General features: G+C 41.2%; 16 protein-coding genes. All 16 read left to right on the top strand.

Annotated features, from left to right (window positions below; genetic code table 11):
* The first annotated feature begins 112 nt into the window (after nucleotides 1-112).
* The 16 genes from FN809_RS14940 to trkA all read left to right on the top strand — a co-directional run bounded on the left by FN809_RS14940 (nucleotide 113) and on the right by trkA (nucleotide 17461).
* On the top strand, nucleotides 113-481 hold the full coding sequence (locus FN809_RS14940; RefSeq protein WP_142534343.1) for a hypothetical protein: 369 nt from the start codon (nucleotides 113-115) through the stop codon (nucleotides 479-481).
* Between the two features lie 83 nt (nucleotides 482-564).
* Complete coding sequence (gene hemA / locus FN809_RS14945) at nucleotides 565-1839, top strand: glutamyl-tRNA reductase (RefSeq protein ID WP_142534344.1); 1275 nt, start codon at nucleotides 565-567, stop codon at nucleotides 1837-1839.
* Nucleotides 1836-2768 (top strand): hydroxymethylbilane synthase, encoded by a 933-nt coding sequence (gene hemC / locus FN809_RS14950; RefSeq protein ID WP_142534345.1) that lies wholly within the window; start codon nucleotides 1836-1838, stop codon nucleotides 2766-2768. Before hemA ends, hemC begins: the two co-directional genes overlap by 4 nt.
* Entirely contained in the window at nucleotides 2761-3579 is an 819-nt protein-coding gene (locus FN809_RS14955; protein WP_142534346.1) for a uroporphyrinogen-III synthase, read from the top strand. Before hemC ends, FN809_RS14955 begins: the two co-directional genes overlap by 8 nt.
* A 53-nt stretch (nucleotides 3580-3632) precedes the next feature.
* On the top strand, nucleotides 3633-4604 hold the full coding sequence (hemB, locus tag FN809_RS14960; RefSeq protein ID WP_142534347.1) for a porphobilinogen synthase: 972 nt from the start codon (nucleotides 3633-3635) through the stop codon (nucleotides 4602-4604).
* 185 nt (nucleotides 4605-4789) lie between these two features.
* Nucleotides 4790-6082: a glutamate-1-semialdehyde 2,1-aminomutase gene (hemL, locus tag FN809_RS14965; protein WP_142534348.1), complete on the top strand. Its 1293-nt coding sequence runs from the start codon at nucleotides 4790-4792 to the stop codon at nucleotides 6080-6082.
* 114 nt (nucleotides 6083-6196) lie between these two features.
* Nucleotides 6197-7228, top strand: coding sequence for a uroporphyrinogen decarboxylase (hemE, locus tag FN809_RS14970; RefSeq protein WP_142534349.1), 1032 nt, complete (start codon nucleotides 6197-6199; stop codon nucleotides 7226-7228).
* Nucleotides 7229-7250: 22 nt separating this feature from the next.
* Nucleotides 7251-7565, top strand: a complete 315-nt coding sequence (locus FN809_RS14975) for a DUF6787 family protein (protein WP_142534350.1) — start codon at nucleotides 7251-7253, stop codon at nucleotides 7563-7565.
* Between the two features lie 86 nt (nucleotides 7566-7651).
* Nucleotides 7652-8551, top strand: a complete 900-nt coding sequence (gene hemF / locus FN809_RS14980; protein ID WP_142534351.1) for an oxygen-dependent coproporphyrinogen oxidase — start codon at nucleotides 7652-7654, stop codon at nucleotides 8549-8551.
* Between the two features lie 270 nt (nucleotides 8552-8821).
* Nucleotides 8822-9724 (top strand): 1,4-dihydroxy-2-naphthoate polyprenyltransferase, encoded by a 903-nt coding sequence (locus FN809_RS14985; RefSeq protein ID WP_142534352.1) that lies wholly within the window; start codon nucleotides 8822-8824, stop codon nucleotides 9722-9724.
* Between the two features lie 131 nt (nucleotides 9725-9855).
* The gene (locus tag FN809_RS14990) at nucleotides 9856-10914 is read left to right on the top strand and encodes an o-succinylbenzoate synthase (RefSeq protein WP_142534353.1); all 1059 of its coding nucleotides are present in this window, start codon (nucleotides 9856-9858) and stop codon (nucleotides 10912-10914) included.
* A complete protein-coding gene (locus FN809_RS14995; RefSeq protein WP_142534354.1) occupies nucleotides 10896-11975 on the top strand; it encodes an AMP-binding protein in 1080 nt (359 codons plus the stop codon). The genes FN809_RS14990 and FN809_RS14995 overlap by 19 nt, the downstream gene beginning before the upstream one ends.
* Nucleotides 11976-12095: 120 nt before the next feature.
* Complete coding sequence (locus tag FN809_RS15000; protein WP_142534355.1) at nucleotides 12096-13301, top strand: C1 family peptidase; 1206 nt, start codon at nucleotides 12096-12098, stop codon at nucleotides 13299-13301.
* Between the two features lie 193 nt (nucleotides 13302-13494).
* Entirely contained in the window at nucleotides 13495-13884 is a 390-nt protein-coding gene (locus FN809_RS15005; RefSeq protein ID WP_142534356.1) for an SRPBCC domain-containing protein, read from the top strand.
* 110 nt (nucleotides 13885-13994) lie between these two features.
* A complete protein-coding gene (locus tag FN809_RS15010) occupies nucleotides 13995-16031 on the top strand; it encodes a ComEC/Rec2 family competence protein (RefSeq protein ID WP_142534357.1) in 2037 nt (678 codons plus the stop codon).
* A gap of 89 nt (nucleotides 16032-16120) precedes the next feature.
* The gene (trkA, locus tag FN809_RS15015) at nucleotides 16121-17461 is read left to right on the top strand and encodes a Trk system potassium transporter TrkA (protein ID WP_142534358.1); all 1341 of its coding nucleotides are present in this window, start codon (nucleotides 16121-16123) and stop codon (nucleotides 17459-17461) included.
* Nucleotides 17462-17474: the final 13 nt, after the last annotated feature.

The following is a 17474-nucleotide window of genomic DNA, read 5'->3' on the forward strand; positions in this document are numbered from 1 at the left end:
CCAAGGAATAATTGGCCGATAAATAATTTTACACCTAACAGCAGAAAAAATGTTGGGGTTGATAAAATCAAATGTAAATATTACATTTGAACTTTAAATTTTAATAAGCATTGTGGTTTTAATCGGATTGTTTTCTACACACCTAACGTATTTGTTGCTGGCCGCATTATATATATTTGGCTATGGAGCGTATGCTTTAAATTGTAAGCAAAAACAAGCTGAGCAAACGGACAAGCAAGCAAAGCAAATTGCTTTTCAAACGAAAGAAAAAAGCAATGCATGCCTGCAGCAACAACATACTTATTATTGGAGTCGCAGCTGTTGCGAAGAAACCGTTATTGCAGGTACTACCAATCAAAAAGTTAAGTTTAACTTCGATATTTTTGAAATCATAAAAGCTCAGGAACACTTCTGCTCCTTGCTTTACTATCTTAAATTACCAAACACCTTTTCTTCGCGCCCGCCACCTGTTTTTGCATAGATTCACTGTTGTAAATGTAAGGATATCCCTGTTTACAACACTAATTTATCAATGCAAGCAAAACATCATAAAATTTACATTACATGGTAGGTGTATTGGGTATCAACCATAAAACAGCATCTCTGGATATCAGGGATTTATTTTCTATTGCACAAAGCGATATTATTCCGTTATCAGAGCATATTTTAAGCCACCCGGATCTTAGGGGTATTGTAATTGTAGCTACCTGCAATCGAACCGAAATGTTTTATTCGCATCACAAAGCTAATGCCGACGAAATTCGCTCGGTGCTGCTAAAAAAGCTACATAGTTATCTTAAGATAGATAAAGATTATCACAATTGTTTTTATCATTTTTCTCAATCAAAAGCGATCCATCATCTATTTGAAGTTATTTCGGGAGTTGACTCATTGGTTATTGGCGAAAATCAGATTGTGAGCCAAATAAAAAAGGCGTATTTATATAGCACCGAAGCCAATTTAACCGATGCTGTTCTAATGCGTCTGTTTCAAAAATCGTTCGAGTGCAGCAAAAGGGTACGTACCGAAACAGCCATTCAGCAGGGAGCCACGAGTATTGGTTATCTGGCCATAGACCTATGCGCCAAGGAATTTACTCGTCTTACCAAAAAAAGTGTATTAGTGGTAGGTGCCGGCGAAACGGGAGAGCTTTCTATTAGGGGACTGCAAAAAAGAGGAGTGACGGATATATATGTAACCAACCGAACCGATAAAAAAGCCCTTGATATAGCAGAGAAAAATGGGATTACGCCTGTACTTTTCAATAATTACAAAGAGTATTTGTACAAAGTAGATATTGTAATTACAGCTACAGATGCAGGTAAATATCTGATTGACAAAAAGGATGCAGAGATATCTGCTGAGCTGCGTAACGGTGAAAAACAATTATTTATTGATCTCTCGGTACCGCGTAACATTGATGTTAAGGTAGCCGCCATACCCAATACGAGCTTATTTTGTGTAGATGATTTGCACAGCATTTTAGATCAGCATAAGGAAATGCGCGAACAAAGCGTAGAAAATGCCCAGGTGATAATCTCCGAGCTGGTAGAGGAATCACTGGCCTGGCTTAACAGTCGTTCCCTACGCCCTGTAATCAATACCATAACTACCAATATGCAAGAGGTTTTTGCAACCGAAATGGAAGGTTATCGAAACCATTTGGGTGAGCATGGTTGCGAAAAACTGGAAAAATATACCGGCTTACTCACCCAAAAATATATACGCTATCTTATTAAAAACCTAAAAGAGGTTACCGATAACGGAAGTTCAACAGCTTCCTTAGATGTTATCGATCAGTTATTTAAGTTTAACAATGCATCCGCAAAACACGAATGAGTTTGGACAAAATAATAATTGGCACCAGAGGCAGCAAATTGGCATTGTATCAGGCCAATAAAGTAAAAGATGAGTTAGGGAGTGCCTACCCGAAGATGCTTATCGAAATAAAAATAATACATACCAAGGGAGATAAGATTTTAGATGTGGCCTTATCAAAAATTGGAGGTAAGGGGTTGTTTACCAAGGAACTGGAATTGGCACTTTTGGCTGGTGAAATAGATATGGCCGTGCATAGTTTAAAAGATCTCCCTACGGAATTACCGGCCGAATTTGCCATTGGAGCCATTTTGAAGCGGGGCGATTACAGGGACGTTTTGGTAAGTAGGAGTGGACTCAAATTGAACGAACTTACCAACAAACATAAAATTGCCACCTCGAGTTTACGTAGGGTGGCCGGACTAAAGAAAATAAATAACGAATTCCAGATCGTTGATATTCGGGGGAATGTGGGTACCCGATTGCAAAAAATGGAAGAGGGTTACTGCGATGCGATGGTGATGGCGGCGGCGGGCTTAAAAAGATTAGGCTTGGAAAAATATATAACACAAGTGCTGGAACCTACTGTTTTTATACCGGCAGTTGCTCAAGGAGCCATTGCTGTTGAAACACGATCCAACGACAAACAAGTAAACACGCTGTTGCAATCCATAAACCATATCCCAACACAGCAATCGGTAACTGCCGAACGAGCTTTTATGCGCTACCTCGAAGGAGGATGTCAGGTGCCCGTTGGAGCTTACACCAGCGTAAAAAATGGCATTATTAAGTTAACAGGTTTCGTATCATCACTTGACGGCACTAATTATTTAAAACAATGTATGAGTGGGCCAAATATCAAAGCCAAAGAATTGGGTGAGGATCTGGCCCAAATAATGGTGGAAAGAGGAGCCAACGAAATATTAAACGAAGTACGTAACAATGGCTGATTTGAGCGGAATAGATGCATCGACCTTATTGAATGGAAAGTGTTTTATCACAACCCGACCTTATGGAAAATCGAAGGAACTGGCTGATATTTTGCAAAAATATGGCGCTCGCCTTCTGGAGTTGCCTATGATTGAACTTTCGGAGTCGGAATGCGATGAAAAGGAATGTGAATTGTTAAACAATTACAAAAAATATACACACATCGCTTTTACCAGTGCCTATGGTTTTCGATTTTTTTATGAAAAGACCAAAGAGCATGATAATTTCCGAAATTGGATGGATTCGCTAAAAATCGTTTCTATCGGTTACAAAACTTCGGAACTCATCAGGAGTTATGGCTTACCTATTGAATTCGATGCCAAAGCAAAAACCGGGCGCGAATTTGCGGATAGGTTTATTCCCTATCTGAAAGGAAAAAAGGCAAAAGTTATTTGGGCAACGGGAACATTATCGCCCAACCAATTAACAAAACGGGTAGCCGAAGTAGCCAACATTACACGCATTAATCTATATAAGAATACCGTACCCGAAGATATGGACAATCACTTGCTCCAAAAGATTAAGCAGGGGGATTATGATATGCTTGTACTGGCCAGTCCGTCGGCTTTTAAAAATTTATATGCTATGGTTGAATCCAATGACTTAAGAATTGTTTGCATCGGTCACACAACCGCATCGGCCGCAAAAGCCCATGGCATTACACCCTTGGCCGTATCAAACGAACCTACATCGCATGGTATAGCCGAAGCGATAGTAAAATATTATAAGAACAATAAACTGGATGAATCGTCTCATGTAAAAAACGAATAAGCGATCCACTTATTGATCTCTAATCTCAACATATAATCATCAAAAAATACAATATGGCTTTTCCAATAACACGACTTCGTCGACTGCGCAAAAATGAGATCTCGCGTAATATGATCAAAGAAACCCGCTTAACACGCGACGATTTGATTATGCCTTTGTTTGTACGACCCGGAAGCGGAGTACAAAATCCCATTAAATCTATGCCCGGCAATTATCAGCTGTCGGTTGATTTGTTGGTTGAAAAGTGCAAGGCGCTTTATGCAAACGGTGTGCAGTCTGTTCTGTTGTTTGGCATACCTGAGCATAAAGATGAGCATGGATTGGTGGCTTGCCATGAGAATGGAATAGTGCAACAGGCGGCCCGAGCCCTTAAAAAAGCCGTACCCGAACTTTTTTTAATAGCCGATGTTTGTAACTGCGAATATACAACGCACGGTCACTGCGGAACAATAATCGATGGGGATGTGGATAACGATGCCACTCTGATTACCCTCGGTAAACAGTCCGTTTCGTTGGTGCAGGCCGGTATTGATATGATAGCACCCAGTGATATGATGGACGGACGTGTGGGGTTTATCCGCCAGGCATTGGACAGTAATAAGTTTGAGCACATGCCCATAATGGCCTATTCGGCCAAGTATGCCTCGGCTTTTTACGGACCCTTTCGCGATGCTGCCGAAAGCGCACCTCAGTTTGGTAATAGAGCTACTTATCAGATGGATCCGGCCAATAGTAATGAAGCGATACGCGAGGTGGAGCAGGACATTATCGAGGGAGCCGATATTGTTATGGTAAAGCCTGCCCTTAGCTATCTTGACATTATAAACAGAGTGAAAAATGAATTTAACATGCCGGTGTGCGCCTATAACGTGAGTGGCGAGTTTTCGATGGTTAAAGCCGCCGCTGCAAATGGCTGGGTAGATGAAGAAAGAATAACCATGGAAATACTCACTTCGATAAAGCGCGCGGGAGCAGATATGATAATCTCGTACCACACGCAGGATGTGATGGGCTTGTTGAAATAGATTATTAGACAATTAAATAATAGATAGATAATTAGAAAATAGACTTGAATTAAAACTCTTCTCGCAATGCTGTGGGAAGTTGCGTTGCTCCAAACCACTTCCCGTAGAAAATAAAAAAAAAGGCTGCGGGATGTCGCTTCGCTCCAATCTCTAACTTCTAACCTCTATCCTATAAACAAAAAAATATGAACACAAATAAAAGCAAAGCCGCTTTTAAAGAGGCTATAAAACATATACCCGGTGGTGTTAATTCACCGGTGCGTGCGTTTAATTCGGTGGGAGGAAACCCATTGTTTATACAAAGTGCCCAAGGATCAAAAATTACGGATATCGACAATAACGAGTATATCGATTATGTGGGATCCTGGGGGCCGATGATATTAGGTCATGCTCATCCCGATGTGGTGGAAGCATTACACCGCACAGCGGAAAATGGAACCAGCTATGGTGCACCAACATTGATGGAAACCCAGATGGCCGAACTGATTTGCGAAATGATGCCTTCCATCCAAAGCGTTAGGATGGTAAACTCGGGTACGGAGGCTACCATGAGCGCCTTGCGACTGGCACGTGGATATACCAAACGCGATTTGGTTATCAAGTTTGAAGGTTGTTACCACGGCCATGGAGATAGTTTTCTGATTAAAGCGGGCTCCGGAGCACTTACTTTTGGCACACCCAACTCACCCGGGGTCACTAAAGGAACGGCCATCGATACGCTAACGGCTAAATACAACAACTTGGATTCGGTGCTCAGCTTGTTGGAGCAGTACAAGGATCAGGTGGCTGCCATTATATTGGAACCGGTTACCGGAAATATGGGTGTGATAAAGCCTACGGATCATTTTATAAAAGGACTTCGTAAAGCTTGTACCGATCATGGTACTTTGTTAATTTTTGATGAGGTGATGACGGGTTTTAGGGTAGCCAAAGGAGGTGCACAGGAACTATGGGGTATAACGCCCGATTTAACTACGATGGGCAAGATAATCGGCGGAGGATTGCCTGTGGGAGCTTATGGTGGTAAAAAAGAAATTATGGACATGCTAGCACCCAACGGCCCGGTTTATCAGGCCGGAACCCTATCGGGTAACCCCATGGCTATGGCTGCCGGATTAACTACCTTAAAACTACTGAACACAACAGAAGGTTTTTACGAGGAGCTGGAAGAAAAATCTGCCTTTTTAGCCGCAGGACTACAAAAAAACCTGGACGAACTGAACTTTCCCGGTGTCATCAATAGGGTGGGCGCCATGTTTACCTTGTTTTTTACCAGTGAAAAGGAGGTAAACACTTTTTCGGATGTAATGAAATGCGATACCGAACGGTTTGCTAAATACTTTAGATTAGGTTTGCAAGGCGGTATTTATAGCGCACCATCACAGTTCGAAGCCAGTTTTGTTTCCATTGCGCATAGTACCGAAGATTTACAAAAAACAATAGACAAAAGTCGAGAGGCGCTTGAACAGTTAATCTGATGCGTTGTTAATGAACGGTATTACTGTGCATAGTAATCAGATCAGTGGATAAAATAAGCATTGGGCAGCAATACAAGCTGTAAACTATTAACGCTTTACTAGATATTTAAAAAAATGAACAACTCTATATTACTTAAAACCTTAGCAGGCGAAAAAACGGAGCGACCGCCATTTTGGTTTATGCGTCAGGCCGGTCGTGTGTTGCCATCCTACTTAAAATTAAAGGAAAAACACTCCTTTTGGGAGATGATGCAAAATGCCGAGATGGGTGCCAAGGTTACCCTGCTGCCCGTAGATGATTTAGGAGTGGATGCCGCCATACTTTTCTCCGACATACTGGTAATTCCTTATGCCATGGGAATGGGTTTGGATTTTACAGACAGAGGGCCGGAATTTGATGTGCCACTCATTGAGCGTGACAATCCGCTTAAAGCATTGCATCCCGATCCGGAAAAACTCAATTATATTTACGAGGTCATCAAGCAGGTGGTAGCTACCAAGCCAGCCCATATTCCCCTTATAGGCTTCTGCGGTGCCCCTTTAACGGTATTGTGCTATATGCTCGAAGGTATTGGGCGTAGCAAGGATTTTCCCAAGACCATCAAATACATCTATCAGCATAAAGAAACCATAAAAAAACTGGTGGAGTCCATCACCGAATTGTCCATCATTTATGCCAAAACGCAGATAAAAAGTGGTATAAAGGTATTTCAGCTTTTTGAAACACATGCGGGGCTGATTCCTTTTGAACTTTATAAAGAATTGTTTTTTCCGGCCGTTAAAAAAATAGCCGCTGCAGTGCGTGAGGAAAATATTCCTTTTATCTATTTTCCCAAAGATATTGGAACAGGGATAACTCAAATAACGCCCGATATGTGCGATTACCTGAGTATAGATTGGCAAACACCAATGGAGGTGGCGCGTAAAATGGTGGATACTAATATTGGACTGCAAGGTAATATCGACCCGAGGTTGCTGTATTCCGATAAAGCCAGCATTGAAAGAACCCTGAACACATACGTAAATTTTGGCAGCAAAAATCAGGACTGGATAATAAACCTTGGCCACGGCTTTTTACCCGATGTACCTTACGAGAACGCTAGATTTTTGGCCGATTGGATTAAACGAACCGACTGGAAACGTTAATGATTTTGTGATTATATAGGTTATGTTCAAAAAGCTAAAAGCGCGTTGGGGGATAAAATCAAATTTTCAGCTTATTCTTATCCTGTTGGTGTTTTCCATTACAGGGAGTGCTTCTGTATATGTAAAGGCATTGATATTTAAGTTGTTGAAAATAGATGCAGACACTTCGCTCTGGATAAAAATACCCATGTACGTGGTAACCATCATTCCCGCCTATCAGGTATTGTTGTTGCTGTTTGCAGCATTATTGGGTCAGTTTACTTTTTTTTATAATTTTCAGAAAAAGAGCTTTGGCCGATTTATACCCAAAAAGAAAAAGGTGGCAGATGGTGCTTAACAGTTAGTTCATGGCGAGCACCTATGCACTAAGGTCATATCTCTCTAACCTCTAACCTCTAACCGCTCTAATCTTAATGTAAACTTATGTTGCAACACACGGAAAAAATAGCTTCGATATACCAGAAATTACAACAGGAAATGTGCCGACAATTAGAACAATGCGACGGAAAAGCAAAGTTCGCCCAAATTCCCTGGGCCAAAGATATAGGCTCGGGTTTAACCTGTGTGATGCGCCACGGCAATGTGATAGAGAAAGCCGGTCTTAATTTTTCGCATGTTGAGGCAGACTTTACAGATAAGATGGAGTGCTTGCTGGGACATAAGGCCAACAGGTATTCGGCCACGGGTATATCTTCTATTATTCATCCCTTTAATCCCTTTATGCCCATCATACATATGAATGTGCGCTTTTTTGAGCTCAACAATGGAGTAAGATGGTTTGGTGGGGGAATAGACCTGACTCCTCATTACGTGGATACAGCAGAGGCCGCATGGTTTCATCAAACCCTGCAAAACATCTGCGACAAGTACGATACAAATTATTATCCGCAGTATAAAGATTGGGCGGATGATTACTTCTATATAAAGCACCGCAACGAAACCCGTGGGGTAGGAGGAATCTTTTTCGATCATATTGAACCTGATGGAGAAGAGGCATTCCAGAAGATTTTAGAATTTACCGTTGAGCTGGCTAAAGCTTACCCACAAATTTATTGTGCCATCATGGACAAGAAGCGGGATACGCCTTTTGATGAATCCAATAAACAATGGCAATGTTTGCGCAGAAGTCGCTATGTGGAGTATAATTTAATATACGATAGAGGCACCCGATTTGGCCTGGAATCGAATGGTAACACCGAATCTATCCTGGTAAGTATGCCACCCATTGCTCAATGGGAATACGACTTTAAGCCCAAGGAAAACTCGCCGGAACAAAACACCCTGGAATGGCTAAAAAAGGGAATTGATTGGGTGAAGCAATAAATTACATGAGGGAATTGGCTGAAGGCCATGTTTAAATGGGATAATGTGTAGTGGGGAGAATGATATCTACATGCAAGGGAGAAAGGAGAAGCAAGATTGCTAAGCCCCAATTAAATAGATGTTTAGACGGGAAAGTGCAAAAAATACCATGAAGCGTTGGATGGGTGTATCTTTGTCATCTTTGTTGGCTTTTATATCTTTGCCTAGCATGCAGTACAAAATACCTGACCTTAATCCCAATAATTGTTTAATGCCCATAGGGTTCTATACATGTCAAAAATAAAATCTTATATATCTTCCTTCAGGTTGCGTACGCTCCCTTTGGCACTTTCCTCTATATTAATGGGAAATTTTATTGCAGCTTATCATCATTCGTATAGTTGGGCGGTGGGTATATTGGCAACAGTGACTACTGTTTTGCTGCAAATACTGAGTAACGTGGCTAACGACTATGGCGATGCGGTTTCGGGCGCCGACAATGTGGAGCGAATAGGACCCGCACGCATGGTGGCCTCCGGAAAAATATCACTTAGCGAAATGAAACGTACCGTGATCGTATTTTCTGCTTTGTCGCTGATTTCTGGTATAGCTTTGATTGCTGTTGGGAATCTGGAGTTGTTGAGCCTGAAAGCCTGGGGATTGCTGGTGTTGGGTTTTGCGGCTATTGCGGCAGCAATAAAATATACGGTGGGTAAAAATCCATATGGCTACAGTGGGCGTGGCGATATTTTCGTATTTCTGTTTTTTGGTTTGGCCGGCGTGTTGGGAACCTATTTTTTGCATACCGGAACAATCGATCCCTGGCTGCTGCTTCCCGCTTCAGCAGTAGGTTTATTGAGTACAGGTGTTTTAAACCTCAATAATCTGCGCGACATTGAAAGCGATGCCAAATCCGGAAAACACACTTTGGTGGTTAAAAATGGAAGCCCATGGGGCAAGCGCTATCAAACGGTACTGCTCGTTTCTGCGCTTTTGTTTATGGTAACCTACGGTCTGTTTCAGTTTGTAACTTTATGGCAGTGGTTGTTTTTATTGGCCGTGCCATTAATAGCTAAAAATTTATGGGTTGTTTTTAACAATAATGAACCTTATTTACTTTATCCACAATTAAAAAAATTGGCCATGACAACTTTTATAATGGTGTTGCTGTTTGGGGTGGGCTTGATGATTTAAAAAAAGGTTGATGGATCGACAGGTAGATAGGTTATTAGCTAAGCATAATGCCTGATGTGTATGTAGTACCTCTTTTTCAACTATACTTTGTATTTTGTTTTGTACTTTAAATTTTTAATTAAAAATCATCCATGCTTCAAGCCAGCTATAAAAAACACACACTACAATTTATTACCCCCGGTGGTACTTCGCGCGGCGTGCTCACAACAAAAAACAGTTGGTATATTCAAGTTTGGGATGTGCGCAATCCCACTGTTTCAGGTGTGGGTGAGTGCTCCATCTTACCCCATTTAAGTATCGACGATAAACCTGGATTTGAAGATAAGCTTAGGGAGCTTTGTGCCAACATCAACAGGTATGCAAGCAATTATAGAAGCAACATGGAGGATGAGCTATTGGCATGGCCGGCCATCCGCTTTGGCTTGGAAATGGCTCTGCTCGATTTAAAAAACGGTGGGCATAAAACCATATTTGCGTCCGATTTTGTTGAAGGAAAAAAGTCAATACCTATCAATGGTTTAATTTGGATGGGTGAGGTCGATTATATGAAAGAACAGCTGGCGCAAAAGATCGATAGCGGATTTAAGTGTATTAAAATGAAGATTGGTGCCATCGATTTTGAGCAGGAAATTAATCTGATCAGGGAAATCAGAAAAACGTACAATTCTGCGCAACTCGAAATAAGGGTAGATGCCAACGGTGCCTTTAATTCAGGTGAAGCATTGGCTAAACTAAACGAACTGGCCAAGCTCGGTATTCACTCTATCGAGCAACCCATAAAAGCCGGACAGTGGCAAAAGATGGCCGGGCTGTGTGCAGAATCTCCCGTTGATATAGCTCTTGATGAGGAACTCATCGGCATAAGCGATAGTTATAAAAGAGAAGAACTGCTCGCAACGGTTAAGCCTGCATATATCATTTTAAAACCCTCATTGTTAGGTGGGTTTAAAGCTTGTGACCAGTGGGTGCAAGCGGCTAATAAACTTGGCATTGCCTGGTGGGCTACATCGGCATTGGAGGGCAATATAGGTCTTAACGCCATTGCCCAATGGACGGCCATACAAGATAATACTTTACCACAGGGTTTAGGTACCGGACAGGTTTTTGCCAACAATATCGCTTCGCCCCTGGAAGTTAAAAACGGACATCTTATCTACAATAAAAAGCAGCCATGGGGAACTATACCTTGAGAAAATACGATAGCATAAAATTGAATGGTGTAAAACGGCATGGTGAAGGGTTGCGTATTTTTTGTTTACAGGAATTGACTAAAACAAATACTCCAGAATGGGAGCAAGCTGTTTACCGTTTTATTATAGAATGGCTTTCGTTTGAGGATTTTGTTACGGCACATACTTCGGGTTCCACAGGAAAACCCAAGGAAATACGCTTGCAGAAAAAATACATGATAGCCTCGGCGCTAAAAACGATCGATTTTTTTAATTTATCGGAGGGTAAAACGGTGCTTTTATGTTTATCGGCTAATTATATTGCCGGCAAGATGATGTTGATCCGTGCCATGGTAGGCGGGTTTAACTTGTTATTGGCCGAACCCACAGGTGCCCCTTTGAAACAGATAAACGAACCCATTGATTTCACCGCCATGGTACCTTTGCAGGTTTTTAACTCCCTTCCCGATTTTGGGCACAAGGTTAAAAATGTAATTATAGGTGGGGGAGTCCTCTCGTCCGAATTGTTAAAAAAAATGCATGGTTTGCCTACCCGTTTTTTCGAAACGTATGGGATGACAGAAACAGTATCGCATGTAGCAGTTAAATTGATAGGGGAGGAGAGTACCCCGTTTAAAGCCATGCCCAATGTAACTTTTGCAATCGACAATAGAGGATGTTTAATAATAACAGCACCCGATATTACCGATCATCCTATCGTTACCAATGATATTGTGGAACTAAGGGATGATTGTGAATTTTTTTTTCTTGGACGTTACGATAATGTAATAAACTCTGGCGGTGTAAAAATAATCCCTGAAGAGGTAGAACGCAAACTGAGCGACGTGCTTAAAGTGCCCTTTCTGATTTCGGCTGTGCCCGATGAAAAATTGGGCGAGAAAGTGGTGGTGGTGCTTCAGGAATATAGTCAGGGCAATCTTAGTTTGAGTGACTTATCGGCTTGCCTATCGCCCTATGAAATACCCAAAGCTATCCTACGCATCGCGCAATTTCCGCTTACAGATAGCGGAAAAGTAAAACGTTACGAAGTAAGAAAAATGATTGCTGAAGAATATCATTGAAAAACAAAACATAATTGACTTTCTTTGCAGAAGGTTTTTTTACCCACCAACACGAGTTATTAAACTGGTTAGGTGTAGTGTTATATCAGTGTATTATCAATTTAAAATATGTTTTTTCATATGAAGGATTTAAGAATTGTAGGCCTTGTTTTGGGCGCTATGCTTGGATTGAGCCAGGTAAATGCGCAGGAAGAAAAGATAGAAACCGAAGGTTTTAAGTTTGAAACAATTTACGACTGGGATGCCACCTCAGTGAAAAATCAATACCGTTCGGGTACTTGTTGGAGTTATGCAGGACTTTCGTTTCTAGAGTCCGAAGCGTTAAAAAATGGCAAGGGCGCTTTGGATTTGTCCGAAATGTTTGTGGTGCGTAACTGCTACTCGGATAAGGCCACCAAATATGTTCGTTTGCACGGCCATCTGAATTTTGCCGGCGGAGGCTCATTTGAAGATGTGCTGTATACTTTGCGTAACTATGGTTTTGTGCCCGAGCAAGCCTATAGCGGACTAAAATATGGTGAAACAAATCATGTGCATGGTGAATTGGATAATGTTTTAAAAGCGTATGTTGACGCCGTTATCGAGAATAAAAATAAGAAGCTATCGTTGGCATGGCACAAAGGTTTTAACGGAATATTGGATGCATATTTGGGCGAATATCCTCAAACCTTTAGTTACGAAGGAAAGCAATACACACCAAAATCCTTTGCCAAAGATGTAACCGGCCTGGATGCCGATGATTATATAATCGTAAGCTCATTTACACATCATCCTTATTATACTAAATTCGTTTTTGAAGTGCCCGATAACTGGGTGTGGGGCGAAGTGTATAATGTAACACTTAACGATTTAAAAGAGATTATGCACAGCACACTGAAGCAAGGCCACACTTTTGGCTGGGCATCGGATGTTAGCGAAAAAGGCTTTTCTTTTCGGAAAGGGGTAGCCATTGTTCCTGAAAACGATATTGAAGAAATGGACGGTTCGGAACGAGAAAAATGGGAAGCCATGAGTAAAGCCGAAAGAGATAGAAGGATGTACAGCTTTAACGGACCGGTAAAAGAAAAAGTAATAACAGCTGAAATGCGCCAGAAACAGTTCGATAACTATTTAACTACCGATGACCACGGTATGCACATTACCGGAATGGTAAAAGATCAGGAAGGTAAGATTTATTATAAAGTGAAAAACTCCTGGGACACCAATAATATTTACGATGGATATTTTTATGCCTCGGAGCCCTTTGTGCTGCTAAAAACCATGAATATAATGATTAACAAGCACAGCTTACCCAAAGATTTGAAAAAGAAATTGGGGATAAAGTAAAAAGTCATTTTCTCTGAACTATTAACAAGTGAATACCACCATGGCTGAATTTATACTTATGGTGGTATTTTTTTTGGCTTCAAATAATAATCTTGTGAAATCGCCTGTGCAATTTTTTGTTGATGCTATATTTGCACCGGTTGAATCCCATCTTGGCGAACAGCATTTTTACTAATATTAAAATCGACCAACAATGAGTGTTAAAGACTTTAAAACCCGAATGAAAATAAAAGCCGAAGCCCAGGATATTTATGCGGCACTTACCAATCCTTTCACCATTGAGTTGTGGTCGGGTTATAAGGCCGAGATGAGCACGGCGCCTGGCTCGGAGTTTTCGTTATGGGATGGCGACATCGCAGGTAAAAATTTGGAGTTTGAAGAAAATAAGAAAGTGGTGCAACAATGGTATTTTGGCGAGCAAGAGGAAGCATCCATCGTTACTATTAAAATTTTTGAAGAAACTAACCGCTGCCAGGTGGAGTTGTTGCATACTAATATTCCGGAGGCAGACTATAATGAAATAAGCGAAGGATGGACCAATTATTATCTGGGTGCCATCAAAGAATTTTTTGAGCAAAATTAATCCATGCCATCTATCTATGTAGTGGTTCGTTTGTCTTTTCCATACTTATTTTTTGAACTTTAATTAGGATTTTGTTAACTTGAGTTGGTTTAGTCAGCTAAAGTTTAGGCATGAAATCCATTAACTACAGTGCCATACCCTTTGTGCGTCTGCTTTTTGCCTTGTTGGCTGGGCGCATCTTCTCTTCGTACGTTCATATCCCTGCTTTATACTATGTAATTGTGTTCGTATTGGCCTTGTTGGGTCTAGTGTTTATTTATTATTCGGCAAGAATGGGCTTTGCCAGGCAATGGACGGTTGGCGCGGTTCTAACGCTCATGTTGTTTGCTTTGGGTATGGTCAATCGTCCTCATTATATTTTTGATGCTTCGCTAACAAACAGCAGGCATGTGTATTGTGCCGTGGTAAAAAAGGTGCTTAAAGATGCAGAGGACAAGCAAAGTGTTATTGTAAAGTGCATGCCTGCAGATACTGTGCTAAACTGTTATTTTAGTGCCTTGTTGTACGTACGCAACAACGATGGCGAAACAGGTTTACTTCCGGGTGATAAGTTGGCATTTGAAGGTCGACTATCCCCGTTGCAACGCACCGGAAATCCCTTTGCGTTTGAGTATGCCGACTATATGCATAATAAAGGAATAGAAGGGCAGTTTTATCTGCATGCCAGTCAATTGCAAAGGATGGGGTCGGTGAAAACATTAAGCCGTTTCTTTTATCTGACCCGCGAAAAAGCCGATAGGAAATTAAAACGTTTAAAATTGGGTAAAGCGCAATTTGGCATTGTATCGGCTTTGGTGTTAGGCGATAAATCCATGTTGGATCATCAAACAAAGACCTATTTTTCAAATGCAGGCGCTATTCACATTTTATCGGTCTCGGGGCTTCACGTAGGCATAATTTATCTGATGCTTACATTTTTTATGGGGCGTATCGGCAAAGGCGCATTATCTATGGTTAAAGTAAGCATAGTAATAATTGGTTTGTGGTTTTATGCGGCCATAGCCGGCATGTCGCCTTCGGTATTCAGAGCCACATTAATGTTCAGTATATTTGTAATATCTAAATTCATTAGCCATCGGTACAACATTTACCATTCCATGGCAATAGCTGCATTTATAATTTTAATTATAAACCCGGATACAGCATTGCATGCAGGTTTTTGGCTGAGCTTTCTGGCCGTAGCATCTATCGTATATTTTTACCCCAAAATAAGCGCGGGTCTGTATTTTAGTTCGCCGTGGGCAAAATACTTGTGGGGCTTGTTTTCGGTATCACTTTCGGCCCAAATAGGTACGGCCCCCTTAGCCATCTATTTGTTTGGATTTTTTCCTACCTGGTTTGTTGTCTCCAACTTTTTAGTTATACCTGTATTGCCTTTGGTATTGACAGGAGCGTTGTTGGTGGTTTTATTACCCTACTCTTTTATTGTAGTACAATTGATTGTAGAACCGCTTACTGCCATGGTAAATTATTTAATGGAAGTTACCCAGTGGGTTGGTAGTCTCCCTAATGCCACTTTTGTGGGCTTGCAATTGTCATTTTACCAAGTTGTTTTATTGTACGCCACGCTGGTGCTTTATGTAATATGGCAACAACGTAAGGCAGGCAGATATTTGATTTATACTTTGTTTTTGCTGTGCTTCAGCATGTTTAGTGTTTTAGCATCAAGTTACCACAAATACCATCAGCAATATTTGGTGGTGCATCAAATAAACGGAAAAACGGCGGTGATGCGTAGTGATGGCATTACCGGGGATTGTTGGGTAAACCAGCCCTTAGATACCAAAGAGTACAGTTATGCGTTAAAGCCTTTTGTTTTAAACCGAGAGCTTAAGGTGTTTCGTCAACATACCATGGATTCCGTTGTGCTTTGTCCGGTTGCAGGTAGCCACTACAATATGATGGTGGTGAATGGCGATGCTGATTTGCAGCCCTCATTATTAAATAAAACGGACGTCATTGTGTTAACCTCTAAAATCCCATCGTATCAAATTAAAGAATTATTAAAAAAGATGAAGAGGCAAAAGTTGGTTTTCGACTCTTCTTTTTCTCCCGCGCAATGCAGGTATTATCAAAGGCAGCTCAAAAATAGCGGGCTAAATCCGCATTTTGTATCTTTACATGGTGCCTTTGTGTTGATAAATTAATGAGAATGATAGATGCTTTTCCGTTTAATCTTATAATTTTGCCACGTTGCAAAAATTAGTTTTGGTAGGTGATTAAATAAAATAGATAAATGAAAATTATTATTGCGGGTGCAGGAGAGGTGGGGACGCACGTTGCTAAAATGATGTGCCATGCCAATCATGATGTTGTGTTGATTGATGATGATGAAGAAAAACTCAAGCAAATTGACGCTCATTTTGATTTGCTTACTATTGTAGGATCGGTTTCTTCTATCAAGGATTTAAAGCAGGCCAACGCAGGAGATTGTGATTTGTTTATTGCCGTGCCGCCCTACGAGGAGCTAAGTTTGATGTCGGCCATACTAGCCACAAAGCTGGGGGCCAAAGTGACTATCGCACGCATCAATAACTATGAGTATTTGCTGCCCGAAAACAAGGAGTTTTTTAAACAGCTGGGGGTAGATGAGCTTATTTATCCGGAACAATTAGCGGCCAAAGAAATAGCCACCTCCTTAAAAAGAGTGGGCATCCGCCAGCAAATAGAGTTCTCTGACGGTAAACTTATCCTCTATGCTATAAAAATAAGAGATAATGCACCTATAATTAACCTTACCTTGGCCGAGGTAGACGAAAGGCATGATGGTAAGTTGTATAATACGGTCGCCATCATCCGCGACGGGCAAACCATAATACCGCATGGTAACGAGCGCTTCCGGCATAACGATTTGGTTTACATCCTTACTACACCAAAAGAAACGGCCAAGGTGCTGCGCGATACCGGTAAGCAAAAGTTTGACGTTAAAAATGTAATGATACTGGGCGGTAGCCGGATTGGTAAAAAACTGGCTGAACGTCTGGGTGTGCGCTATAATGTAAAAATGATAGAGATAGACCGCGAAAAAAGTACCCGTTTGGCCAACGAATTGGAACATACGCTGGTTATAAGCGGCGACGGTCGTAATCTGGAACTCCTTAAGGATGAGGGGTTAAAAAAGATGGATGCTTTTGTGGCAGTAACATCCAATTCGGAAGTGAATATATTGGCGTGCCAGTTGGCAAAAAAAATGGGTGTCAAAAAAACTGTAGCCGAAGTGGAAAATATGGATTACATTGCACTGGCCGAGAATATCGGTATCGGCACACTTATTAATAAAAAACTTATTGCAGCCAGTTATATTTATCGCTACACCGTTAAAGCAAGAGTTTCCGAAGTTAAATGCCTGATAGCTTCTGATGCCGAGGTACTGGAACTGGTGGCCGGTGAGAATTCAAAAATTACAAAAAATCCCCTGAGCAGGATGAAACTTCCCAGAGATGTGAATGTAGGTGGCATTATCCGTAACGGTAAAGCCATAATTGCCACGGGTGATACGCAAATACAAGCCAACGATAAGGTAGTGGTGTTCGCTTTACCTTCCGGTATCCGGAAAATAGAAAAAATGTTTTTATAAATGCTTAGGGTAA

The organism is Saccharicrinis carchari (assembly GCF_900182605.1).
GTDB classification, from domain to species: domain Bacteria; phylum Bacteroidota; class Bacteroidia; order Bacteroidales; family Marinilabiliaceae; genus Saccharicrinis; species Saccharicrinis carchari.